Source organism: Streptococcus mitis (assembly GCF_002096895.1).
GTDB lineage: Bacteria > Bacillota > Bacilli > Lactobacillales > Streptococcaceae > Streptococcus > Streptococcus mitis_AH.
The window spans coordinates 179,059-202,161 of the sequence record NZ_NCVI01000020.1 but is presented as its reverse complement, the minus strand read 5'-3'; the positions used below and the strand labels follow the sequence as shown (position 1 = coordinate 202,161).

Sequence of the window (23,103 nt, the reverse complement as noted above, 5' to 3'; positions counted from 1 at the left end):
ACCAAACTCTCACAAATGTCAGAGTTTAAACCTCCACTCCCTCAGCATTTACTGATTCAGTAAATACTTTTATTCTGTTCTGTCCATGAAACCAACATACTTACGTTTCAATAGGTAACCTTCCAATTGTTTGATTCCTTCAATACCTGTAGAGATAATGATCAAAAGACTGGTTCCTCCAAAAGCAACTGCTTCTGAAAGTCCGAAAACATCTTTTGCTACAATCGGTAAAATAGAAATCACACCAAGGAAGAGGGAACCAACAGTTGCAAGACGACGAAGAAGTTTAGACATATATTCTTCTGTACCTTTACCAGGACGAACTCCGTGGATATAGGCTCCGCTCTTTTGCAGGTTCTCTGCCGCTTTTTCAGGATTAATCTGTACAAACGTATAGAAGAATGTAAAGAGAATAATCAACAAAGCATACATGGCAATACCAGTTGGTGAAGTTGTTGCCAGCATTTCTTGTGCTGTTCTTACCCAAGCCCAATCATGACCTGTAGCGCTCAAAAACTGAAGAATAGCCGCTGGCGCTGCAGTAATCGAACTTGCAAAGATAACAGGAATAACTCCAGCAGGGTTTACCTTCAAAGGAAGGTAAGAGCTAGATGGAGCACCTTGTGCAACCTTAGTATATTGGATTGGAATTTTATATTCTGCTTGTTGAACATAAGTTGTAAGGTAAATGATCAACAATACAGTAATAATCAAAATGATTACAAAAATGATAGATGAGTTGATACGGTCACTTGGGACGTTCACAAAGTAATCCACATAGATGCCCTGAATCATATCTGGAATTGAGGCAACAATCCCAGCAAAGATGATCATAGAAACACCATTTCCGTATCCCTTATCTGTAATTTGCTCTCCCAACCAAGTAACAATCATGCTACCAGCTGTTAAGATGATACCAATCATGATAAAGACTTGTGGAGTAAGAGCAGTTTTCAACAATTGAGCTCCAGCCAAAGTATTAAAACCAGCTGTAATCCCGATAGATTGCACAAAGGCTAGAACAAGAGCAATATAACGAGTAGCTTGATTTAATTTTCTTCGACCTACTTCCCCTTGTTTACCCCACTCTACAAACTTGGGTAAAATATCCATTTGCAAGAGTTGGACAACGATAGAGGCCGTAATGTAGGGGCTAACACCAAGAGCAAAAACTGAGAAGTTTTTCAAGGCATTCCCCGACACCAAGCTCAACATGTTTAAGAAGGATAATCCACTTAAAGCATTCAAGCTATTGGCATTCACACCAGGAACTGTAATGCTAGTTCCGATACGAAAAACCAAAACGATAAAAATTGTAAATAAAATTTTTGATCGAACCTTCTTGACTTTAAGAGCTTCTCTTAATAATTTAAAAAACATAGGTCACCTCTCTTAGATGACTTCTACTGAACCACCTTTAGCAGTGATAGCTTCTTCAGCTGATTTAGAGAATTTAGCTGCTTTCACAGTCAATTTCTTAGTCAACTCACCATTACCAAGAATTTTAATACCTGATTTTTCAGCTTTAACAATTCCTGCTTCGATAAGAACAACTGGAGTAACTTCAGCACCATCTTCAAAGACGTTCAATTGGTCAAGGTTCACAATTGCGTATTCTTTAGCGTTGATGTTAGTGAATCCACGTTTTGGAAGACGACGGAACAATGGAGTTTGTCCACCTTCAAAACCAAGGCGAACTCCGCCACCGCTACGAGCTTTTTGACCTTTTTGACCACGACCAGATGTTTTACCGTTACCTGATGAAGTACCACGACCAACGCGGTTACGTACTTTACGAGAACCTTCTGCAGGTTTCAATTCATGAAGTTTCATTTTTATTTTCTCCTCTTTTGTAAAATGCTAGCGCCGATAAGGGAGAAAAGGTTGTCTCCCCCATCAACTCGCCTATACGATGTCATCATAGATGACTATATCTAGTTTTAGGGGATGGTATACTGCACATCCCCTAAAAATTCATTAGTTTACTTCTTCAACTGTTACCAAGTGAGATACTGCAGTGATCATACCACGGATAGCAGCGTTATCTTCTTTAATAACAGAGCTGTTCAATTTGCCAAGTCCAAGTGCTACAACAGTTTTACGTTGTGATGGAATGCGTCCGATTGGAGACTTAGTCAAAGTAATTTTAATTTGAGCCATTTTATCCCCTTTCTTATGCCAAATCAGAAACTGAAATACCACGAAGGGCAGCAACTTCTTCAGCGCGTTTCAATTGTTTCAAACCTTCAACAGTTGCACGAACAATGTTGATTGGAGTGTTAGAACCAAGTGATTTAGATGTAATATCTGCCACACCTGCCAATTCCACAACGGCACGAACTGCACCACCAGCGGCAACTCCAGAACCTTCTACAGCAGGTTTCAACAATACTTTAGCTCCACCGAATTCTGAAAGAACTTCGTGTGGGATTGTTGTTCCAACCATAGGAACTTCGATCAAGTTTTTCTTAGCATCATCTACTGCTTTACGGATTGCTTCTGGAACTTCTTGAGCTTTACCAGTACCAAATCCTACGCGACCGTTGTGGTCACCAACAACAACAAGAGCTGCGAAGCGAAGACGACGTCCACCTTTAACAACTTTTGTAACACGATTGACAGCAACTACGCGTTCTTCTAATTCAACTGCATTGTCTTTAAATGCCATTTTCTAGTGTCCTCCTATTAGAATTTCAATCCGTTTTCACGAGCTGCATCAGCCAAAGCTTTCACACGTCCGTGATATAGATATCCACCGCGGTCGAACACCACTTCTGAAATACCTTTAGCGTTTGCACGTTCTGCAACGAGTTTACCGACAGCAACGGCTTGTTCAGTTTTAGTTCCTTTTGAAACTTCTTTGTCAAGAGTTGAAGCACTTGCGAGCGTTACACCCGCTACGTCATCAATCACTTGAGCGTAGATGCCTGTATTAGAACGGAATACGTTCAAACGTGGGCGATCAGCAGTTCCAGAGAGTTTTCCGCGAACGCGACGGTGGCGTTTTTGGCGGAGTTTGTTTTTATCTGGTTTTGAAATCACAGTTTTCACCTCTTTAGTTTTAAATCGTGTGCTATGCACAAAGTTGGAAAATAGGTTGGTGGTTGAAAATCAACCACTCAACATTATTTACCTGTTTTACCTTCTTTACGGCGAACAAATTCACCAACGTAACGGATACCTTTACCTTTATATGGTTCTGGTGAACGAAGGCTACGTACGTAAGCAGCTGTTTGACCAACTACTTCTTTTGAAATTCCGCTAACAACGATTGTTGTTGGGTTTGGAAGTTCAAAAGTAATTCCTTCTGGAGCTTCAACTTCGTCTGGATGAGATTTACCAACAGCCAAAACAAGTTTAGATCCTTGAAGTTGTGCACGGTAACCAACCCCGCGCATTTCAAGTTCTTTCTTGAATCCTTCTGATACACCAACAACCATGTTGTTCAAAAGGGCACGAGTAGTTCCGTGGATAGTTTTCATTTCTTTTGAATCGTTTGGACGGTGAAGAGTTACTTCTGTACCTTCCACACGGATTTCAATATCTTTTGAGAACTCACGAGTAAGTTCTCCTTTAGGTCCTTTTACAGTTACAACGTTGTCATTGTTAGTGATTTCAACACCAGCAGGCAACACGATAACTTTATTACCAATACGTGACATGTTTATTTTCTCCTGTTAAATTGTCAGGCCAGAAAGGCCAGTTTTCACGGGGTTTAGATACTTATTTAGTTCAAGAGCTGAACTGAACACGCTCTAAGAACTGTGCAAAATAGATAAGTTGACTTGTTTGTAAACAAACTTCTCCAACTTTCTAATTTTGCTTTGTTCTTTACAAGCTTTGTATCTTGATTTTACCAAACGTAAGCGATAACCTCTCCACCAACATTCTTTTGGCGTGCTTCTTTATCAGTAAGCAAACCTTCAGAAGTTGAAAGGATAGCAATTCCAAGTCCGTTAAGAACTTTTGGAAGATCTTCACGTTTTTTGTAGACACGAAGTCCTGGTTTAGAAACACGTTTCAAGTTAGTGATAACTTTTTCACCGTTTGGTCCGTATTTAAGGAATACACGGATGATGCCTTGTTTGTCATCTTCGATGATTTCAACGTTTTTTACAAAACCTTCGCGTTTAAGGATTTCAGCAATCCCTTTTTTGATGTTTGATGCAGGTACTTCAAGTACTTCGTGTTTAGCTTGGTTAGCGTTACGAATACGAGTTAGGAAGTCTGCGATTGGGTCAGTCATAACCATTTTGTTTTTCTCCTCTTACTAGTAGTTTGCAAGTTGCACTTGCTAGTTAATGATTGAGCTAGGCTCAGATAGTATTGATACATTCAAATGAGAAAATTCTTATTTGAACACGAGCTACAACCTGGGCAAAAAAGATAAATTTGTTTTGGAGCATCGCTCCTACACCAAATTTCCTATTTTTGCTGTGGTTGTTACGCTCTTTGTATCATGATATTACCAAGATGCTTTTGTTACACCAGGGATTTGTCCTTTGTAAGCTAATTCACGGAAGCAAACACGGCAAAGTTTAAATTTGCGGTAAACTGAATGTGGACGACCACATTTTTCACAACGAGTATAAGCTTGAGTAGAGAACTTCGCTGGACGTTTGTTCTTAGCAATCATTGATTTTTTAGCCATTAGATTTACCTCCTATATTATTTTGCAAAAGGCATTCCAAGGCCTGTAAGCAATGCACGTGACTCTTCGTCAGTGTTAGCAGTTGTTACGATAACGATGTCAAGACCACGAGTTTTGTCAACGTCATCGAAGTTGATTTCTGGGAAGATCAATTGTTCTTTCACACCAAGTGTGTAGTTTCCGCGTCCGTCAAATGATTTTGTTGGAACACCATGGAAGTCACGTACACGTGGAAGTGAAACTGAAACCAATTTATCCAAGAATTCGTACATACGTTCACCACGAAGGGTAACTTTTGCACCGATCGCAACACCTTCACGAAGACGGAAGCCGGCGATTGATTTTTTAGCTTTAGTGATAAGTGGTTTTTGACCTGAGATAAGTGCCAATTCTTCAGCAGCTTTTTCAAGGCTTTTAGCGTTTGATACAGCTTCACCAACACCCATGTTCAAAACGATCTTATCTACTTTAGGCACAGCCATCACTGATGAGTAGTTGAATTGTTCTGTCAAAGCAGGTACTACTTCATTAAGATATTTTTCTTTTAAACGATTTGCCATTATACTTCTCCTTTCCTTCGTGATTAATCAAGCACTTCGCCTGATTTTTTGTTGTAGCGAACTTTTTTACCGTCTACAAATTTGTAACCAACACGACCAGCTACACCATTTTTGTCCAAAACTTGAACATTTGATACGTGGATAGCTGCTTCTTTTTCGATGATCCCACCTTGAGGAAGCTCGTTAGTTGGACGTTGGTGTTTCTTAACGATGTTAACACCTTCAACGATAACTTTGTTTACTTTTGGAAGGGCAGTAAGGACAACAGCTTCTGTTCCCTTATCTTTACCAGCGATTACGCGAACTTTGTCGCCTTTTTTTACAAACATTAGGTTTCTCCTTGATTTTTCTTACGCCCATAAGGGCACCCTGGAGGTAAATCCAGGGGACTAGTTTGTTTCTAAAAATTAAAGTACTTCTGGAGCAAGTGACACGATCTTCATGAAGCCACCTTCACGCAATTCACGTGCAACTGGGCCAAAGATACGTGTTCCGCGAGGAGTTTTGTCATCACGGATGATAACTGCTGCGTTTTCGTCAAATTTGATGTATGAACCATCAGCACGACGAGCACCTGATTTAGTACGAACGATAACTGCTTTTACAACGTCACCTTTTTTAACCGCACCACCAGGAGTAGCTTGTTTTACAGATGCCACGATAACATCACCGATGTTTGCAAATTTACGTCCTGAACCACCAAGAACTTTGATAGTCAAGATTTCGCGAGCACCGCTGTTGTCTGCGACTTTCAAACGAGTTTCTGTTTGAATCATTTCAGTTTTCTCCTTTCAGGTTTGATTAGATGATGACCGCTTCTTCAACAACTTCTACAAGACGGAAACGTTTTGTAGCTGAAAGCGGGCGAGTTTCCATGATACGTACGATATCGCCTTCTTTGGCAACATTGTTTTCATCATGAGCTTTGTATTTTTTAGAGTAGTTAATACGTTTACCATAGACTGGGTGGTTACGTTTTGTTTCAACTACAACTGTGATTGTCTTGTCCATTTTGTCAGATACAACACGTCCAACAAGAACTTTACGATTATTGCGTTCCATTGAAATTTCTCCTTCCCTAGTCTATTATTTCGCTTCAGATTGAACTGTTTTGATACGAGCGATTTGTTTTTTAACTTCTTTCAAGCGAGCTGTTTGTTCCAATTGACCAGTAGCAGCTTGGAAACGAAGTTCAAACAATTCTTTTTTCAATTCGTTTTCGCGCTTCGCGAGTTCTTCTTGAGAAAGACCACGAAGTTCTTTAACAAATTCTTTTACTTCATTAAGTTTCATGCCTTCTCCTTATTCTGCTTCACGTTTTACGAATTTACATTTAACTGGCAATTTGTGGCTAGCAAGACGAAGCGCTTCGCGAGCGATTTCTTCAGATACACCAGCGATTTCGAACATCACTTTACCACGTTTAACTGGTGCTACCCAACCTTCAGGTGCCCCTTTACCAGATCCCATACGCACACCGATAGCTTTAGCAGTGTATGATTTGTGTGGGAAGATTTTAATCCAAACTTTACCACCACGTTTCATGTAACGAGTCATGGCGATACGAGCAGCTTCGATTTGGCGGTTAGTGATCCAGTGGCTAGTTGTAGCTTGAAGACCGTATTCACCGAATGCTACTTCTTTTCCACCTTTTGCTTCACCGCGCATTTTTCCACGGAATTCACGACGGTGTTTAACACGTTTAGGTACTAACATTGGTTATTTACCTCCTTTAGTGTTTTTGCGAGCTGGAAGAACTTCACCACGGTAGATCCATACTTTAACACCAAGTTTACCGTATGTAGTATCTGCTTCTTCCCAAGCGTAATCGATATCTGCACGAAGTGTGTGAAGTGGAACAGTTCCTTCAGAGTATCCTTCTGCACGGGCGATATCTGCACCGTTCAAACGACCTGATACTTGAGTTTTGATTCCTTTAGCTCCAGCACGCATTGCACGTTGGATTGCTTGTTTTTGTGCACGACGGAAAGCTACACGTTGCTCCAATTGACGAGCAATTCCTTCACCTACAAGGTGAGCATCCAAATCAGGTTGTTTGATTTCGATGATGTTGATGTGTACTTGTTTTCCAGTCAATTTGTTAAGTTTCGCACGGAGTGCATCAACGTTAGCACCACCTTTACCGATAACCATACCTGGTTTAGCAGTGTGAAGTGAAACGTTAACTTTGTTTACTGCGCGTTCGATTTCGATAGTTGAAACTGCTGCGTCAGCGAGTTCTTTTTGAACGAATTTACGGATTGCAAGATCTTCATGAAGGTAATCCGCGTATTCTTTTTCAGCATACCATTTGGCATCCCAATCACGGATGATGCCGACACGCATACCAATTGGATGTACTTTTTGACCCACGATTTTACCTCCTTATTTTTCTGCAACAGCTACAGTGATGTGAGCTGTACGTTTGTTGATTGGTGAAGCTGAACCTTTCGCACGTGGACGGAAACGTTTCATAGTTGGTCCTTCGTTTGCGAATGCTTCAGATACTACCAAGTTAGCTTTATCCAAACCAAAGTTGTTTTCAGCGTTAGCTACAGCTGAGTTCAAAACTTTCAAGATGATTTCAGCAGCTTTGTTTGGAGTGAATGTCAAGATTGCGATTGCATCGGCTACGCTTTTACCACGGATGTTATCAAGAACAAGACGTGATTTACGAGGTGAAACACGTACTGTACGAGCCATTGCTTTAGCTGAAGTAATTTCTGCCATTTATGTTCTCCTTATTTTCTACGTGTTTTCTTGTCGTCTGCAGCATGACCTTTGTAAGTACGAGTTGGTGCAAATTCACCAAGTTTGTGACCTACCATATCTTCTTGGATGTAAACAGGTACGTGTTTACGTCCGTCATAAACTGCAATAGTGTAACCAATGAAACTTGGGAAGATCGTTGAACGACGTGACCAAGTTTTAATAACTTTTTTCTTTTCGTCGTTAGCTTGAGCTTCAACTTTTTTCATCAAATGCTCATCGACGAAAGGTCCTTTTTTAAGACTGCGTCCCATTTTTATATTTTCTCCTTTAAATGTTGTACCACAGCGGCTTGCGCTCACATGGAGCGCTACCGAGCTGGCGGATTTACTAGTTGCTTAAGCGACTAGTTTAATATTATTTCTCGTTGCGACGACGAACGATAAGTTTGTCAGATTTCGCTTTCTTGTTACGAGTTTTAAGACCAAGAGCAGGTTTGCCCCATGGAGTAGATGGTGCTTTACGACCAACTGGTGCTTTACCTTCACCACCACCGTGTGGGTGATCGTTAGGGTTCATTACAGAACCACGAACTGTTGGGCGGATACCTTTCCAACGGCTACGTCCTGCTTTACCAAGGTTTACAAGTCCATGTTGTTCATTTCCAACAACACCAACTGTAGCACGGCAAGTTCCAAGAATCATACGAACTTCACCTGATTGAAGACGAACAAGAACGTATTTACCTTCAGAACCCAATACTTGAGCAGATGCTCCAGCAGCACGTACCAATTCACCACCACGACCTGGTTTCAACTCGATGTTATGGATCAAAGTACCAACTGGGATGTTAGCAAGTGGAAGAGCGTTTCCGACTTTGATATCTGCTTCTGGACCTGAAACGATACGTTGACCTACTTCAAGACCTTTTGGAGCGATGATGTATGCTTTCACACCGTCAGTGTAGTGTACAAGAGCGATGTTTGCAGAACGGTTTGGATCGTACTCGATTGTTTTAACAACTGCTTCAACGTTGTCTTTGTTACGTTTGAAGTCAACCAAACGGTAGAAACGTTTGTGTCCACCACCTTGGTGACGAACTGTGATACGACCGTTGTTGTTACGACCAGCCTTGCTCTTCAATGCAACAAGCAATGATTTTTCAGGAGTGCTTGTTGTGATTTCAGCGAAATCCAAAGAAGTCATATTACGGCGACCGTTTGTTGTTGGTTTATAAACACGAATTCCCACGATATTTCCTCCTTAGATTATTCAGCTTCAGCAGCAAACAACTCGATTGCTTTAGAATCAGCTGTAAGTGTGATGATAGCTTTTTTAGTTTTGTTAGTAAAACCAGTGTAACGTCCAACACGTTTAGCTTTTGGTTTTACGTTGATTGTGTTAACATTAGCAACTTTAACACCTTCGAAAGCAGCTTCAACAGCTTGCTTGATCAAAAGTTTGTGTGCACGAGTGTCAACTTCAAATACATATTTTCCTGCTTCAAGTTGAGCCATTGAGCTTTCAGTGATTACAGGTTTTTTGATAACATCATACAAATTCATTATGCAAGAACCTCCTCGATTTTAGAGATAGCTGCTTGAGTAACAAGAAGTTTGTCACTATTTGCGATGTCAAGAACACTTGCAGTTGTAGCAGTCGCAACTTTCACGTTTGGAAGGTTACGAGCTGAGAGAGCTGCGAATTCGTTTCCTTCTTCAAGAATAACAAGGACTTTAGAATCGATGCTCAAAGCTGCAAGAACTTTTGCAAATTCAGCAGTTTTTGGAGCTGTAAATTCAAGAGAATCAACGGCTACAAATTTATTTTCAGCAACTTTTTCTGAGTAAACAGATTTAAGCGCAAGGCGACGAACTTTTTGAGGAAGTTTGTACGCATAGCTACGTGGAGTTGGTCCGAAGACGATTCCACCACCACGCCATTGTGGAGAGCGGATAGAACCTTGACGAGCACGTCCAGTTCCTTTTTGACGCCATGGTTTGCGTCCGCCACCTGAAACAGCTGAGCGGTTTTTAACTGCGTGAGTTCCTTGACGAAGGCTAGCACGTTGGCTGATGATCACATCAAACACAACAGATTCATTTGGTTCGATACCAAAGATTGCATCATTAAGAACAACTTCGCCCGCTTGTTTACCAGTTTGGTCGAATAATGTTACATTTGCCATTTTGACTGTATTCCCCTTTCCTTATTATTTACCAGCTTTAACTGCTGACTTGATAGTGATAAGAGATTTCTTAGCACCTGGTACGTTACCTTTGATAAGGATAACGTTCTTTTCTGGAACAACTTGTACAACTTCAAGGTTTTGAATTGTTACGCGGTCGCCACCCATACGTCCTGCAAGGTTTTTACCTTTGAATACGCGGTTAGGTGCAACAGGTCCCATAGAACCTGGACGACGGTGGTAACGAGAACCGTGAGCCATTGGTCCACGTGATTGTCCGTGGCGTTTGATAACACCTTGGAAACCTTTACCTTTAGAAGTACCAGTTACGTCAACAACGTCTCCAGCTGCGAATGTTTCAACTGTGATTTCAGCACCAACTTCCAAGCCTTCAACGTTTTTGAATTCACGAATGAAGCGCTTAGGAGCCGTGTTAGCTTTCGCTACATGTCCTTTAGCAGGTTTGTTGCTCAATACTTCGCGTTTGTCATCGAAACCAACTTGGATAGCGTTGTATCCGTCTGTTTCAACAGTTTTAACTTGAAGAACAACGTTTGGAGTTGCTTCAATAACTGTTACAGGGATCAATTCGCCAGCTTCAGTGAAGATTTGAGTCATTCCCACTTTTTTCCCTAAGATTCCTTTTGTCATGAGAAAATAGTTCCTTTTCTATATTTTTTATTCAAAAAGTTTTTAACGAGCGTTTTTTATGCTCAAGGTATCAAGCTTTAGATTAAAGTTTGATTTCTACGTTTACACCACTTGGAAGATCCAATTTCATCAAAGCATCAACTGTTTTTTGAGTTGGGTTAACGATATCGATCAAACGTTTGTGTGTACGCATTTCAAATTGTTCGCGAGAGTCTTTATATTTGTGAGTCGCACGAATGATTGTGTAGAGGCTACGTTCAGTTGGAAGTGGGATTGGACCCGCAACTTGTGCACCTGTACGAGTAGCTGATTCTACGATTTTTGCAGCCGCTGTGTCAAGCGTACGGTGTTCGTAAGCTTTCAAACGGATACGGATTTTTTTGTTTGCCATCTTTTTCTCCTTTTCGTCTATTTAAGATAATAGGCTAGCTCCACAAGAAAACCGACGCGGCGCTGCGTGGCAATGCAACCGAGCGTGTCGCAACCTCTTGCATCAAAGCTAAGGCTGTAATTTACAGCACCATAATAGAATAACACAAAGCCCCTGCGATTGCAAGGGATTTGTTGCTGTTTTTTCGTTTTTTTACTATGAAACTGTTTTCCTATTTTTTCTTTCTAAAATTAAGGATTTTCTTCTATAATAAGTTGAGTTCTCTTGACATCAAATTTATCTTCTGATTGGTCCACTAATATATCCACTTTAGACTCAGTTTCTTTATAGTATCTCAAATACTGCTCTCGTCTCATCTGATGACTAGCTAATATAAAGGATGCATTGCTATTTCTTACAGTCGTATCTCGAGCTAGACGCCTCTTTAATTCAGTCTCCTCATCTGTGTAGAAACAAATGGTTTTATCAAAGAGTTCCTTGGGTAGAAAGCCCACAGACATCCCTTCGACTATCAGAATTGGTTTTGCTCGATACAAGACCTCGCTAGCCTTCCAAGGTTCTTCAATTGTTAAGAGATCCATACCCGCCTGTAAGGCGAGGATATCTCTCTGCAAACTCGCCAGTTCATGCGCCACTGGCAGACAGGCTGTCACCTTTTGATTTGGCGCGTCCTTGGGTACTACCAGATGGCGTCCTGAGGTGATATAAGGATCTGTTTCTAGCAAATTTACTCTAGTAGAATCTAAAGCTTAATACAATTCCTGTGCAAAGGTTGATTTACCTGAAGCCCCATGACCGTATATTCCCAGTGTCTTGACTTTTCCGCTTTTTATCTCTGAAACCAGTCTTTCTATTAAGTCGTTTTTCTTCACTCTCTCTTCACCTGTTCATAGCTTTCTTTTCCGTCATTAAGCTTATCCCAAATTACTACTTTCCCACTTTTGAGGGATTTTTGTACATCAATGATTCGTTGATTGGAAGAACCTCGAAACTGAAGCATGAGATTTCTTTTAGTTCGATCGTATCTTCCATCAACAAGAATATCAATCAGTGATAAGAGTTCTAGTTTATCTGGAGTTTCCAACATCATTTCTTCCCATGTATAGCCTGTCCAAGACCAGATATCCTTGTCTGGCAATTCCTTCCGAATCCGCTTAACGAGTGGTAAGAGAATGCCCGTATTAAGAAAGGGCTCCCCTCCCAGCAGGGTCAAGCCTTGAACATAGGGCTGGGCAAGGTCTGCCATAATCTGCTCTTCTAACTCTGCCGTATAGGGAATGCCAGCATTGAAAGACCAGGTCGCTACATTATAACAACCCTCGCAGTGAAACATGCAGCCTGATACATAGAGAGAGTTGCGCACACCTTCCCCATCCACAAAGTTAAAGGCCTTGTAATCAATAATCCGACCTTGACTGAGTTCCTCGCTTTTCCATTCTTGTGGTTTTGGATTATTCATTCGCTACCTCTATCCAATAACGCTCGACTCCATTACGAACATCCTCAAGGAGCCCACCATTTGCTAGAATGACTGCTCTGCTAGCAGGATTATTCACGCTACAGGTTACCAGAGCTTTCTTGATGTTCTTTTCCTTAGCAACTTGCAAGCCCTGACGGAGAGTTTCTTTCGTATAACCTTTGCCTCTTTCAGAAGGACGGATGGAGTAGCCGATATGACCACCTGCTTCTAGTAGAAAGTTACTGAGGCGCAATCGGAGATTAAGAAATCCAACTGCTTGACCTTTCTCAGAAAAAGCTACTAACTGAATTGCAGGAACCCATCCTTCAGGCAGGTCAATCCCCATTTCTTGATTCTGATTACTTTCCAACCACTCTTCATACACAAAGTTCTCTGCATCCCAAAAACCACCGTCGTGAGGCGACTGATATTTTTCAAACTCTGCCATCATCTCTAAAACTGTTTCTTTATCTGCTAATCTTGGTCTGCGTAATTTCATCCTTACCTCCCACTAAGAGAAAAGCGAGAGCTGACTCTCACTTTTATTTTTTCTTATTCTTGTTTAAAAATTGTTCTCTGAGGCTAAGCAAACGTTCTTTTTTACCAGCTCCACCTTTAGAGTGTTTCTCGTGATAACGGGTCACTTGTGCACGCCCCTTATCGTCTAATTGATATTTTCCCATTTCATTTCTTTCTAATTTGTTACTTGATGCCCAGCTATTTTAATCGTTGAACCATTCATATGTTTGACACGCGCTGCGATTTCCTTATGACGCCCATTGACCATAGGTCTCGCTTGAGGATTGCCTAAATAGCCACAAGTTCGTTTGACCACATCTACTGTTTTAGGGTCGCTATTCCCACAGTTTGGACAAGCAAATCCTCTCTCAGTTGGTTCAAAATCTCCTTCAAAATCACACTTGTAGCAACGGTCTATTGGAGTATTGGTCCCAAGATAGCCCACACGGTCATAAGCATAATCCCAGACAGCTTCCAAGGCTTTAGGATTTTGCTGGAGGACTGGATACTCACAGTAATGGATGAAACCACCTGACGCACCTGCTTCTGGATAGATTTTTTCAAAATCCAGTTTTTCAAACGGTGTTGGATTCTTACGCACATCGTAGTGGAAAGAATTGGTGTAGTATTCCTTATCTGTAATATCAGGAATAGAACCAAACTTCTCTGTATCCAGTCGGCAGAAACGGTCTGTCAAACTTTCAGATGGTGTTGAGTAGATAGAGAAATGATAGCCATATTGATCTGACCACTCTTCTACACGGCGTTTCATATCTCGAATAATGTCTAGCGTGAATTCCTTAGCATCTGGATTGCTTTCCCAGCTATTACCAAAGAAAACAGTCGCTACTTCATACAAACCGATATAGCCTAGTGAAACTGTCGCACGACGATTCTTAAAGAGCTGGTCAACGCTTTCTTCTTTACCTAGACGATGACCAAAAGCACCGTATTGATAAAGGATAGGAGCATTTGCTGGTGTTGCTTCCTTGGTCCGTTCGACACGATAAACTAGAGCATCTTCTGCAATGTTCATCCGCTCGTTAAAGATTTCCCAGAACTTATTCATATCACCTTCAGACTCAAGGGCAATACGAGGAAGATTGACCGTCACCACCCCTAGATTCATACGGCCAGAGTTAACTTCAACTCCATTTTCATCCTTCCATCCTTGAAGGAATGAACGACATCCCATCGGAACCTTGAAGGAACCTGTCAATTCGATAATCTTATCATAAGACAAGACATCTGGGTACATCCGCTTGGTTGCACACTCAAGAGCCAACTGCTTAATGTCGTAGTTGGGAGTCCCTTCTTCTAAGTTGAGTCCTCTTTTAAGCGTGAAGATAAGTTTAGGGAAGATAGCTGTGCGGTGTTCTGAACCAAGTCCCTTGATTCGGATGTTCAAGATAGCTTTTTGAATTTCACGCTCAAAACGATTGGTTCCCAGACCAAAACCTAGTGAAGTAAAAGGTGTTTGCCCATTTGAAGTGAAGAGAGTATTGATTTCATACTCGAGAGATTGCATGGCATCATAGATATCTTTTTGGGTTTTCTTCCAAGCGTAATCTTCCCGTTTGTCAGGTAAGACCCATTCTTCCGCATCCTTGAGGTGTTTTTGGTAATTCTTCTCTGCATAAGGCGCCAAAACTTCATCGATGCGGTCAGCTGAACAACCTCCGTACTGGCTAGAAGCAACGTTGGCGATGATTTGCGAAATCTGAGCAGTCGCAGTCTGGATAGACTTAGGACTCTCTACCTCTGCATTTCCAATCTTAAAACCATTGTCCAGCATACCCTTGAAATCAATCAAACAGCAATTGGTCATAGGTGTATAGGGGCTGTAGTCCAAATCGTGATAGTGGATATCTCCCTTTTGGTGGGCATTGGCTACATGCTTAGGAAGCATTTGCAGTCCGATTGACTTCCCAACAATCCCTGCTGTCAAATCACGCTGGGTATTAAAGACATCGCTGTCTTTATTAGCATTTTCATTGACAACTGCCTGGTCTTTGTTGAGAAGTTTATGGATACTAAAGTTAATATCTGTTGCTTTTGAACGCTCAAAATCCCTTTGTGTCCGATAAGTAATATACTCCTCAGCTAGCGCATATTCTTTGGCTTCAAGGAGTTCATGTTCTACGATATTTTGAATTTCATAAATCTTAACTCCTTTTGGAAAGCGACTATGAATTTCAATGACAATTCGCTCTGTCAGAGCGTTGAGGCGTTTTTCAACTAAGGGCGTCACATCCATAACCTTGTCAGCCGCCTTGTGGAGAGCTTTATCAATCTTGTCCACATCAAATACAACACGTCTTCCATCTCGTTTCTCGACGAAGAGGGTTGGTAGGATTGTAATTTTTTCTTCTAGTGCAATCATATGCATGCTCTTTTCTAAAATGTTCTTTCTAAAAAGTATTATACCACTCTAAAAAGAAAAATCAATATCTTGTGTTAAAAATCCTAAAATTTTTAAAAATACACAAGATATTGATTTTGCTATTTAATTTTATAGACTTTAAACTCTGAGTAATCAGTCTGTACTTGTTGGTAATTTTCTTTTAAAAGTGTTTCTACTTCAGACCAGACTGGCACCTTGTCATTCACAAGAATCATCTTGGGTTGATTTTCTTTTAAATCATTAATCAAACTAGTTTTATTCTCTTCTGTATTCGTGTAGAGAAGAGGTGATGAGAACATGGATCCAGCCAAACGCTGGCTTTCTTTATAAATCTGAACATGAGAATCCCAGATATAGATTTGGTCTCCCTCACTTGTCTCTTGTTTTATTCTATCCACTACTTGATGTTGTTCACTATAAGAAACTGGATGCAAGACAAAACGAGCTACAAAAGGAACTGCAATTAGATAAACCACTACTAGAATCGGTAAGTAGAGATTTCCCCTCATAAATTTTTTCCATAAAGTTGGAACTTCCTCTCTTCTCCGACGACGTGCTATCCTTCCCGAGTGTTCCCCACGAATACTGGTCATCAAAAGAAGGAGTAAAAATGGAAGGATTAGAATCAAACGCGAACCATGAAGAGGTTCTTGAGAAAAAAGCAACAAGGCTAATACAAATAAGAAAGTAAAACTAGCTGGTACTGAAATAACATATAATCTTGATGCCTTTGATTGGAACAATCCTAGAAAAACAAGGAAGAGAGCTCCTAAACCAAAGGTCAACAAACCATAGAATACAACATTATCCATTAGTTGAGGATTCAAGACCTGAAGGGAATCAATCGGATATAAAAGACTCCCTAGAGCCTCTCCAAAACCACCTGAAGCAAGAACATAATATCCTACTGGGTAAAAGATGAGAGAAAAGCCAAGTGCTGCTGCAAAAAACTGATAAACTCCATGAGCAAGGCGGCCATGCCCAACATTAAAGACAAATAAACCAATCGTTACTACTGCAATAAAGAAAAGACTTGTAAGAGGCTCTATGAAAAATGATAGGGCCAAGAAAATCCCCAGACGTAGAAATCCCTTGTCATGGTTAGGATTTGATAGATAAGCTGCTATGAACGAAAATCCTGCAAACAGAAATGGCAAAGCTAAAATCGTAGCATATCCTCCTCCAAAACCGAGACCGGATACCAAAATATAAAATATGGTTAAGAGTTGCTTGGCTTGCTCCCTTTGTCCCGTCAGATAGTCAGTTGAAGAAAAGAGGAAATAACCTCCTCCTAAGAGGGCTAGCCATTCTACCAAGGCAAAAAGAATGCCTCCTTGGGTGATGTAAAGTAGCAAGTAATAAATAAGACCGTGACTAGCATAATAGCTACTGTAGAGCTGTCCTCCCTGATGCCAAGCCCACCCTATATACAAATCCTGCGCCTGAGAGGGACTTACCATATCTAAAAGTAAAGGTATCACCACAGAAAAAAACGTTGCAATCGTACTTCCAATGATGAGTCTGAAAAACGGGAAAGCTACCTGTTCTTCTTTTTCTACATGAGATTCAAGGTTCCTATCCAATCTATTTTCAATGTCATTACTCTGTATCGTTTCGGATACTTCTTCGATTCTGCCATATACAGCCATGTCGTTTCTCCTATTCAATTTATCTGTCTTAGTATATCAAAAAGACCTAAAATTGTCAGCTTGCGATGGCTGTTTGAGTGATTTTTTGCATAGTTTCACAAAGGTTTCAATTTCCCGAAATCGGTGTAAATGCGTCTGTTTAAATGACATGATATAATCCAATTCTTTCTGAGTCAGCATCATTCCCCCTCTATCTTTCTATTCGTAAAAGGCAAGAAAAATAGGACTGGGTTGTGTCCTAAGTCCTAGATTTCTTATAAGATTGGGGCAAATAACTGGGCAATTTCCTTAATCAATTTTTGATACCAGCTATTTTTTATCGTATGAGGGAAAATTTCTTGAGATACTGAAAAAATCTCCTCAAAATCTTTTTGAATCTCTGTGATTGATGCCGTTTTATATAGCAAAACTGCATCTTCATAGTGATGAAGCAAACTTCTATAATCTAAATTAATCGTTCCAACTGCAGCAAAGTCCTTGTCCACTAGGATTTGTTTACTGTGGATAAAGCCTGGACTATACTCAAAAATCCTGACTCCTGCTGACAAAAGATCCGGATAGGCTCCTCTTGTGATGAGCTGGATTAATTTTTTATCCGGAATGAAAGGAGTCACGATGCGGACATCAACACCCCTCATGGCTGCATTTTTAATACTCTCAGTTAAATCATAGTCAATAATCAAATAGGGTGTTGTGATATAGACTGAATCAGTAGCCTGATTAATCAAACTTTGATAAACTTTTTTCCCTACTTGAGTACGGAAGATGGGCTTGGGTCCACTACCGTAAGGAATGCAGAGCCCTTGGCCAGAACAAGGCTGATTTTCCAGGTGATACTGGTCAAAATCGCTGATTTCCCAACGATTGATGTACCAAGTCATCAAAAAAAGACGGGTTAGAGCCTTGACACCAGGGCCATCTAAGCGAATCCCACTGTCCTTCCAATAGCCAAAGCGTTCTATATGATTGATGTACTCATCGGCTAAGTTAATGCCTCCTGTATAGGCTACCTGACCATCTATGACAAGGATTTTACGATGGTCCCGATTGTTGTAAGCCACCGTCAAACGAGGAATCACCTTGTTAAACTTATGGGCTTCAATTCCTCGACTACGAAGTTGAATAGTATAGTCTCCAGGCAAAGTCGCCATACAGCCGATATCATCATAGAGCATCTTGACCTCTACACCCTGAGCTGCCTTTTGCTCTAGTATATCTAGTATGCTATTCCACATCAAACCTTCTTCGACAATATAGTACTCTAGAAAGATAAATTTCTCAGCTTTCTTGAGGTCTTCCAACATATGTTGCCACATGCTTTCACCCGAAGAAAAGAATTGTGAATCTGTTCGATCATAGACATCGGCATTGCTATCCATACTTAGCAAAGATTTGATAACTCCGTAAGCCGCCTTATCATCTTCCTTCAATTTCTGGCGGAGAGCTTTACTGTTATCCTCCCGAAAATGCATAGAACCAAGTTTGTCCAACTGCTTGATTTCTTTTTTGGACAATCGCCTTTCACCAAACATCAGATAGAGCAAGGGTCCGATGACAGGAACAAAAGTTACCACTAACCACATTACTTTACTATCAGGTGTCATTGAACGATTGACAATTGCGACAATAGTCCCCATACTCATAAAGATTAAGAGAATAACCCATAGAATAGAAGCCATACGCCCTAAGTAAAGAAAGAGACCAAAAACAAGAGAAAGTTCAAGCAGCATAATCGAAAGACTAAAGCCATACTTGGACATTAATAATTGAAATTTTCTATATTTCATATCCCCTCCTTGATATTTTGATACTCAATGAAAAGCAAAGAGCAAACTAGGAAGCTAGCCGCAGGTTGCTCAAAACACTGTTTTGAGGTTGCAGATGGAAGCTGACGTGGTTTGAAGAGATTTTCGAAGAGTATGAATGCTAAAAACAGGTAATTGATACTAGTATAACTCAGGTATTCGGTAGAAGGCAAGTATTTATAATCATTTTTCTGCGTAAAAACAAAAGAGACTGACAAAACCAGTCTCCTTCTAGTCTATTTTGATAAAACAATGCGATCAGACGCTTCTCTATCCATATCGTCGATAATCATCTGATTTCCATTGATTGCATAAATCTTGACATCATCCCCAATAATCATACGTTGATTAGCGGCATCGAAGCTAACCTGCTTGATTTCTTGATCTCCGTCAGTTTCTACCTGTGTCCAGGTGCCCGTTGTACCAGTTACCACTAAAGTGATACGGTCTCCCTCGTCCTGACCGGTATAGGTTCCATCAATATCAGTTGGTTGAGCCTCAGGAGCATTTTGTGAAGAACTTGTTGCTGCCTGGCTGCTATTTTCTGTAGAAGATGAAGCAGCAGATTGTGATTGCTGAGTTTGTTGTGTTTGCGAGTGAGTTGCTGGTTGTTGAACTTGTTGTGCTCTTTGTGAACAAGCTACTAAAAGACTAAGACTTGCTAGAGAAGCAAGAGAAAGTGTGAATCTTTTTAATTTCATGATAAATTTCCTTTCTGCTACCAATTTACAGAATTTTTTCCCTCTAACTAGTAGTTTCCCTAGTATAACAAGTTCAAAAAAGGAGGTCAATTCATCTGCTCATGGGTCAGCAAGTAGCCCCGTACTTCTGAGATAAAATAGAGAGACCCTGTAACGAACAACAAATCCTGGGCACCTGCTCTTGCTTCAAAATTGCTAATAAATTCTCGGTAAGAAGGAACTATATCGTAACCTGTTACATCTGTTTCATCCAAAGAACCTTGATAGTCAAAGCCGGTCACCTTGAGTTCCACCTGAGACAATTTTTCAGTCAGATAAGCCAACATCCCTTGATAATCCTTCCGTTTCAAGGCTCCAAATAGGATTTGAGGACGATAACCTTCCTGCTCTTTTTCTTTAATAAACTCAACCAAGCGAGCCAAGGCAGGAAGGTTATGAGCACCGTCCAAGTAAATCTGAGGACGAATACGCTCCAAACGCCCAGCCCAATGGGTCTGTTCCAATGCCTTTCTTACAACCTGTTCATCAACAGCTTCCTTTCCTTCTCTCATAAAGAGAAGAAACGTTTGTAGCGCCAAGGCCGCATTTTCCTGCTGATAAGCTCCTTCCAAGCCTATTTTCAACTGTGAAAGGTTAGCCAAAGAGCTTGAAAAATCCCCATTCAGCATTGAAAAATCCTGACCTGCCTGATAAAGGTCAACAGCTAAAGATTCTGCTTTTTTCTGACAAACAAGCCTAGCTTCTGAAGGCAACTTAGCAATCACTGCCTTTTTACCAGCCTTAAAAATACCAGCTTTCTGCTCTGCAATTGCTGCTATACTGTCACCCAGAGTCTCCTGATGATCAAGTCCGATGGAAGTGATGACAGCAATCTCTCCAGTTACCACATTGGTCGTGTCTAGTAAACCACCAATTCCCACTTCTAGTAAAAGCAAATCCACCGCTTGCTCTCTAAAATAAAGAAAAGCAATCAAGGTCAGCAATTCAAAAAAAGACAACTGGTCATGGGTTTGCAGGAGCGTTTTCTCCATCTCCTTGACCTTATTAGCCAAACGGATGAAGTCTGCATCAGCTATTGGTTGCCCGTTAATGCAGATTCGATCATTGATAGAGACGATATGAGGGGAAGTAAAGGTCGCAACTTTTTTGTCATGCCCCATAAATAACTCCCTCATAAAAGCAATGGTAGATCCTTTTCCATTAGTTCCTGTTACGTGGATAATAGGATAAGACTTCTCGGGATTCCCCAACAAATCCACCGCTTGTTGCATTCGGCCCAAACCTGATCGAAAATTCAAACCAATCCGACTATGAAGCCATTCTTCTACTTCAAACATACACATCTCCTTGACAAAAATCTGATCAATTACCTAGCGAAATTCCGTAGATAACAAAAAATGAGGTCAGGATTTTCGTCCCGACCTCTTACCTGGTTAGCTAATAACTAGCTACTATGAATATTAGCTTGGGGTAAAACATCCACTGGACGTTTCAACTCTTCCAATTTCTAGGAGTTGGGGTAAAAATATCTCCTGAACTTACTGACGGTCTTTATTTTTAGCGTCAGGGTAAAAATGTTCACTGAACACACCAGTTCTCTCTTATTTTAAGGAACTGGGCTAAAAACATCCACTGGATGTGCCTGCGTTTCTAATTTCTAGCGCAGGGCTAAACACGTCCACTGGACGTGTTTACTCCTCCATAAAACTGTTGAAGACTTCTTCAATCATGTTCCATTCGTCTTCTGAGTCTTCTGGGATTGGTTGCAATTCGCCTTCTGTTCCATCTTCGTTTTCGATGAATGAGTAAGCTTGGATTTCAACTTGTCCGTCTTCGTCTTCTTCTGCGTTAACTGGTACTAGAAGAACATAGTTTTTACCAAATTCTTCTTTTCCGTCAATGGTCAAAAGGATTTCAAACAAGGTTTCATTTCCTTGTTCATCTACTAGTGTGATTAGTTCACGTTCTTCGTGGTCGTGGTTATGATCGTGTGACATAGCCTCTCCTTTATATTAAAATTTTCTATCTAAATAGTTTTGTAAAATCAGCTGAGCTGCTAACTTATCAATGACTTTTTTGCGCTTATTGCGACTAATATCTGCTTGTTCAATCAACATGCGCTCTGCGGCAACTGTTGTCAAGCGTTCATCTTGATAGTCTACTGGTAAACCAAAAAGCTCTTCTAGCTTTGCTCCGTAGGCTTGACTAGCTTCCACGCGCGGTCCGCTTGTATTGTTCATGTTTTTAGGCAAGCCCACTACAAATCGTTCCACCTTGTAAGTATCAACCAACTCCTTAACGCGGTCAAAACCAAATTGACCTTGCTCCTCATTGATTTGGATGATTTCAAGTCCTTGAGCTGTAAAACCAAGCGGATCGCTAATGGCCACCCCTACCGTTTTTGAACCGACGTCCAATCCCATAATTCTCATAGATTATAGATCGACTCCTTGTCCTTTTAGGTAGTAGCGAACCAATTCCTCAACGATTTCATCACGCTCATACTTACGGATTTGATTTCGTGCATTATTATAACGAGGAACGTAGGCAGGGTCTCCACTCAATACGTAACCTACGATTTGGTTGATTGGGTTGTAGCCCTTATCGTTCAACGAAGCATAAACATCAGTCAGAGTTTCGCTAATTTCTTTTTTATTGGAATCGTCCAATTTAAAACGTACTGTTTCTTCAGTAAATCCCATTCTAACACCCTCTTTCCTTAGAATAGTACCATTATAGCATAATTCCTTACGTTCTACAATTCAGGCAGTCTATTTATTTGGATTTTCTATTGTTCTGTCGCGCCATTTGCCAATCTGTCTGAAATATATTTGCTTGGTTCATTCTTCAAGAGATTTTCTAAACCAATGTTCTTCAAATATTCTAACTGAGAAGCCTTCTTGACATCCAAAACTTGAAAATCAAAACTAGTTGTTGTTTGAAGTTCTGTTGCACTCAATAGTTTAGTTTCAAGCTTAAATCCTGCTAATTTACGAGCTTCTATGATGGCCTCATCCTTCTCTTCCGCCTCGAGAAGAGCTTTTTGAGTTTCTTCCACTCCATGTTGGTCGATATAAGTCTTCAACTCATCAGAAACTGGACGTTTTTGTTGAATCGTTAAGCTTAAAAAAGTCTTATCTTTATAAGTAATGATTTGGGTTTGTTGGCTACCATCATCTGACTTGGGCAAAACCAAAGTCTTGGTTACAACTGTATTCTTCTCAGCATTTTCAATAACTGGCAATGCCGACTGAAGCGTATCCTTTTCTGTTTTTGTAGCTGGTCCAGTTTCTTTTTTCTGTCCGCAACCAACCAGGACAAAAAGGAAAGCTAGACTAACAAGAACTATTTTTTTCATTTCTTTCTTCTTTCTTTTTGAAATTAAAATAGAATAAGACTGGGAGTTGCTCCCAGCC

General features: G+C 40.6%; 35 protein-coding genes. All 35 read right to left on the bottom strand.

What is annotated here, in order from left to right; genetic code table 11:
* Positions 1-69: 69 nt before the first annotated feature.
* Positions 70-1,380: a preprotein translocase subunit SecY gene (secY, locus tag B7697_RS05680; RefSeq protein ID WP_084950744.1), complete on the bottom strand. Its 1,311-nt coding sequence runs from the start codon at positions 1,378-1,380 to the stop codon at positions 70-72.
* 12 nt (positions 1,381-1,392) lie between these two features.
* The gene (rplO, locus tag B7697_RS05675) at positions 1,393-1,833 is read right to left on the bottom strand and encodes a 50S ribosomal protein L15 (RefSeq protein WP_000766087.1); all 441 of its coding nucleotides are present in this window, start codon (positions 1,831-1,833) and stop codon (positions 1,393-1,395) included.
* 144 nt (positions 1,834-1,977) lie between these two features.
* The gene (gene rpmD, locus B7697_RS05670) at positions 1,978-2,160 is read right to left on the bottom strand and encodes a 50S ribosomal protein L30 (RefSeq protein ID WP_000057241.1); all 183 of its coding nucleotides are present in this window, start codon (positions 2,158-2,160) and stop codon (positions 1,978-1,980) included.
* 13 nt (positions 2,161-2,173) lie between these two features.
* Positions 2,174-2,668 (bottom strand): 30S ribosomal protein S5, encoded by a 495-nt coding sequence (gene rpsE, locus B7697_RS05665; RefSeq protein WP_000874202.1) that lies wholly within the window; start codon positions 2,666-2,668, stop codon positions 2,174-2,176.
* Positions 2,669-2,685: 17 nt separating this feature from the next.
* Entirely contained in the window at positions 2,686-3,042 is a 357-nt protein-coding gene (gene rplR / locus B7697_RS05660) for a 50S ribosomal protein L18 (RefSeq protein WP_000624044.1), read from the bottom strand.
* A gap of 83 nt (positions 3,043-3,125) precedes the next feature.
* Entirely contained in the window at positions 3,126-3,662 is a 537-nt protein-coding gene (gene rplF, locus B7697_RS05655) for a 50S ribosomal protein L6 (RefSeq protein ID WP_000086626.1), read from the bottom strand.
* Between the two features lie 191 nt (positions 3,663-3,853).
* Entirely contained in the window at positions 3,854-4,252 is a 399-nt protein-coding gene (gene rpsH, locus B7697_RS05650) for a 30S ribosomal protein S8 (RefSeq protein WP_000245504.1), read from the bottom strand.
* Between the two features lie 213 nt (positions 4,253-4,465).
* Complete coding sequence (locus B7697_RS05645) at positions 4,466-4,651, bottom strand: type Z 30S ribosomal protein S14 (RefSeq protein WP_001085697.1); 186 nt, start codon at positions 4,649-4,651, stop codon at positions 4,466-4,468.
* Positions 4,652-4,668: 17 nt separating this feature from the next.
* Positions 4,669-5,211 (bottom strand): 50S ribosomal protein L5, encoded by a 543-nt coding sequence (gene rplE, locus B7697_RS05640; RefSeq protein ID WP_000013542.1) that lies wholly within the window; start codon positions 5,209-5,211, stop codon positions 4,669-4,671.
* A gap of 23 nt (positions 5,212-5,234) precedes the next feature.
* Complete coding sequence (gene rplX / locus B7697_RS05635) at positions 5,235-5,540, bottom strand: 50S ribosomal protein L24 (RefSeq protein WP_000497691.1); 306 nt, start codon at positions 5,538-5,540, stop codon at positions 5,235-5,237.
* Positions 5,541-5,618: 78 nt separating this feature from the next.
* Positions 5,619-5,987 carry a 50S ribosomal protein L14 gene (gene rplN, locus B7697_RS05630; RefSeq protein WP_002928796.1) on the bottom strand — a complete coding sequence of 123 codons (369 nt, stop codon included), beginning with the start codon at positions 5,985-5,987 and terminating at the stop codon, positions 5,619-5,621.
* Between the two features lie 25 nt (positions 5,988-6,012).
* Entirely contained in the window at positions 6,013-6,273 is a 261-nt protein-coding gene (rpsQ, locus tag B7697_RS05625; protein ID WP_000440801.1) for a 30S ribosomal protein S17, read from the bottom strand.
* 24 nt (positions 6,274-6,297) lie between these two features.
* Complete coding sequence (gene rpmC / locus B7697_RS05620; RefSeq protein WP_000772918.1) at positions 6,298-6,504, bottom strand: 50S ribosomal protein L29; 207 nt, start codon at positions 6,502-6,504, stop codon at positions 6,298-6,300.
* 9 nt (positions 6,505-6,513) lie between these two features.
* Positions 6,514-6,927, bottom strand: coding sequence for a 50S ribosomal protein L16 (gene rplP / locus B7697_RS05615; RefSeq protein ID WP_000960946.1), 414 nt, complete (start codon positions 6,925-6,927; stop codon positions 6,514-6,516).
* Between the two features lie 3 nt (positions 6,928-6,930).
* The gene (gene rpsC, locus B7697_RS05610) at positions 6,931-7,584 is read right to left on the bottom strand and encodes a 30S ribosomal protein S3 (protein ID WP_000529936.1); all 654 of its coding nucleotides are present in this window, start codon (positions 7,582-7,584) and stop codon (positions 6,931-6,933) included.
* A gap of 12 nt (positions 7,585-7,596) precedes the next feature.
* The gene (gene rplV, locus B7697_RS05605; protein ID WP_000818137.1) at positions 7,597-7,941 is read right to left on the bottom strand and encodes a 50S ribosomal protein L22; all 345 of its coding nucleotides are present in this window, start codon (positions 7,939-7,941) and stop codon (positions 7,597-7,599) included.
* An 11-nt stretch (positions 7,942-7,952) separates the two neighbouring features.
* Entirely contained in the window at positions 7,953-8,234 is a 282-nt protein-coding gene (gene rpsS / locus B7697_RS05600) for a 30S ribosomal protein S19 (protein WP_000533766.1), read from the bottom strand.
* A 103-nt stretch (positions 8,235-8,337) separates the two neighbouring features.
* Positions 8,338-9,171: a 50S ribosomal protein L2 gene (gene rplB, locus B7697_RS05595; protein WP_000512911.1), complete on the bottom strand. Its 834-nt coding sequence runs from the start codon at positions 9,169-9,171 to the stop codon at positions 8,338-8,340.
* A 17-nt stretch (positions 9,172-9,188) separates the two neighbouring features.
* A complete protein-coding gene (locus tag B7697_RS05590) occupies positions 9,189-9,485 on the bottom strand; it encodes a 50S ribosomal protein L23 (RefSeq protein WP_001055347.1) in 297 nt (98 codons plus the stop codon).
* Positions 9,485-10,108 carry a 50S ribosomal protein L4 gene (rplD, locus tag B7697_RS05585; RefSeq protein ID WP_000024547.1) on the bottom strand — a complete coding sequence of 208 codons (624 nt, stop codon included), beginning with the start codon at positions 10,106-10,108 and terminating at the stop codon, positions 9,485-9,487. The genes B7697_RS05590 and rplD overlap by 1 nt, the downstream gene beginning before the upstream one ends.
* A 24-nt stretch (positions 10,109-10,132) precedes the next feature.
* Entirely contained in the window at positions 10,133-10,759 is a 627-nt protein-coding gene (gene rplC, locus B7697_RS05580; protein ID WP_000160197.1) for a 50S ribosomal protein L3, read from the bottom strand.
* Positions 10,760-10,841: 82 nt separating this feature from the next.
* Positions 10,842-11,150, bottom strand: a complete 309-nt coding sequence (gene rpsJ, locus B7697_RS05575) for a 30S ribosomal protein S10 (RefSeq protein ID WP_001284513.1) — start codon at positions 11,148-11,150, stop codon at positions 10,842-10,844.
* 230 nt (positions 11,151-11,380) lie between these two features.
* The gene (locus B7697_RS05570) at positions 11,381-11,875 is read right to left on the bottom strand and encodes a nucleoside/nucleotide kinase family protein (RefSeq protein WP_239822294.1); all 495 of its coding nucleotides are present in this window, start codon (positions 11,873-11,875) and stop codon (positions 11,381-11,383) included.
* 143 nt (positions 11,876-12,018) lie between these two features.
* Positions 12,019-12,609 (bottom strand): anaerobic ribonucleoside-triphosphate reductase activating protein, encoded by a 591-nt coding sequence (gene nrdG, locus B7697_RS05565; protein WP_084950742.1) that lies wholly within the window; start codon positions 12,607-12,609, stop codon positions 12,019-12,021.
* A complete protein-coding gene (locus B7697_RS05560) occupies positions 12,602-13,108 on the bottom strand; it encodes a GNAT family N-acetyltransferase (protein WP_084950741.1) in 507 nt (168 codons plus the stop codon). The genes nrdG and B7697_RS05560 overlap by 8 nt, the downstream gene beginning before the upstream one ends.
* A 43-nt stretch (positions 13,109-13,151) precedes the next feature.
* On the bottom strand, positions 13,152-13,292 hold the full coding sequence (locus B7697_RS05555) for a hypothetical protein (RefSeq protein ID WP_000521621.1): 141 nt from the start codon (positions 13,290-13,292) through the stop codon (positions 13,152-13,154).
* 11 nt (positions 13,293-13,303) lie between these two features.
* Positions 13,304-15,511 carry an anaerobic ribonucleoside-triphosphate reductase gene (nrdD, locus tag B7697_RS05550; RefSeq protein ID WP_192851479.1) on the bottom strand — a complete coding sequence of 736 codons (2,208 nt, stop codon included), beginning with the start codon at positions 15,509-15,511 and terminating at the stop codon, positions 13,304-13,306.
* Positions 15,512-15,630: 119 nt separating this feature from the next.
* Positions 15,631-17,181: a hypothetical protein gene (locus tag B7697_RS05545; RefSeq protein WP_033682413.1), complete on the bottom strand. Its 1,551-nt coding sequence runs from the start codon at positions 17,179-17,181 to the stop codon at positions 15,631-15,633.
* 254 nt (positions 17,182-17,435) lie between these two features.
* A complete protein-coding gene (gene cls / locus B7697_RS05535) occupies positions 17,436-18,968 on the bottom strand; it encodes a cardiolipin synthase (protein WP_084950737.1) in 1,533 nt (510 codons plus the stop codon).
* 254 nt (positions 18,969-19,222) lie between these two features.
* On the bottom strand, positions 19,223-19,687 hold the full coding sequence (locus tag B7697_RS05525) for an SP_0198 family lipoprotein (protein ID WP_033682416.1): 465 nt from the start codon (positions 19,685-19,687) through the stop codon (positions 19,223-19,225).
* An 86-nt stretch (positions 19,688-19,773) separates the two neighbouring features.
* Positions 19,774-21,024, bottom strand: a complete 1,251-nt coding sequence (locus B7697_RS05520) for a folylpolyglutamate synthase/dihydrofolate synthase family protein (RefSeq protein WP_084950736.1) — start codon at positions 21,022-21,024, stop codon at positions 19,774-19,776.
* A 354-nt stretch (positions 21,025-21,378) separates the two neighbouring features.
* Complete coding sequence (locus tag B7697_RS05515; protein ID WP_000017620.1) at positions 21,379-21,684, bottom strand: DUF1292 domain-containing protein; 306 nt, start codon at positions 21,682-21,684, stop codon at positions 21,379-21,381.
* 15 nt (positions 21,685-21,699) lie between these two features.
* The gene (ruvX, locus tag B7697_RS05510; RefSeq protein WP_004239076.1) at positions 21,700-22,119 is read right to left on the bottom strand and encodes a Holliday junction resolvase RuvX; all 420 of its coding nucleotides are present in this window, start codon (positions 22,117-22,119) and stop codon (positions 21,700-21,702) included.
* A gap of 3 nt (positions 22,120-22,122) precedes the next feature.
* Positions 22,123-22,389: an IreB family regulatory phosphoprotein gene (locus tag B7697_RS05505; protein WP_000507059.1), complete on the bottom strand. Its 267-nt coding sequence runs from the start codon at positions 22,387-22,389 to the stop codon at positions 22,123-22,125.
* Between the two features lie 86 nt (positions 22,390-22,475).
* On the bottom strand, positions 22,476-23,045 hold the full coding sequence (locus B7697_RS05500) for an SP0191 family lipoprotein (RefSeq protein ID WP_084947786.1): 570 nt from the start codon (positions 23,043-23,045) through the stop codon (positions 22,476-22,478).
* Positions 23,046-23,103 lie beyond the last annotated feature (58 nt).